This is a genomic window from Spirosoma flavum (genome assembly GCF_042686045.1).
In the GTDB taxonomy this organism is placed as follows: Bacteria; Bacteroidota; Bacteroidia; order Cytophagales; family Spirosomataceae; genus Spirosoma; species Spirosoma flavum.
Genome location: NZ_JBHUOM010000068.1, coordinates 1 through 504 on the forward strand (window position 1 = coordinate 1; position 504 = coordinate 504).

General features: G+C 67.9%; 1 protein-coding gene. It reads right to left on the bottom strand.

Features of this window, described 5'->3' with window-relative positions; translation table 11 throughout:
* Window positions 1–504 (bottom strand): hypothetical protein (locus tag ACFS25_RS31770; RefSeq protein ID WP_381509248.1); only part of this gene is annotated, 504 nt, incomplete at both ends.

Here is a 504-nt window from a genome sequence, read left to right on the forward strand (position 1 = left end):
ACACGGTGGCCAACGCCTACCGCTACCGCCTGGAGTTCTACTACACCGACCCGGCCACCGGCCAGCTCACCCGCCTGGACGTAACCGATGCAGCCTCCTCGGTGCGCCTGGCCGCCACGCCCGTCAACCGCCGGATCACCCTCTCCTGGCAGGCCAACACGCCCTGGAGCAATGACAACCAGACCCACCGGCTCTACCGCAGCCGCAGCGGCCCCAAGGGCCCCTTCAACCTGATCGCCGAGGTGGCCGTCACCACGCCCCCCAGCTACAGCTTCACCGATGACGGCAGTGACCGCTTCCTGGCCGATGGCAACACCAGCCGGGCTCTGTCGGCTGATTCGAGCTACTGCTACCGGGTGCTGACCCGGGGCCGCTACACCGATGCCCAGCTGAGTAAGGTGGGCCTTTTGGAGAACTACAGCCAGATCCTGTGCGCCAGCCCCAGCGACACCACCCGCCCCTGCCCGCCCAGCCTGCAGCTGGACTCGCTCAACTGCGCCAGTC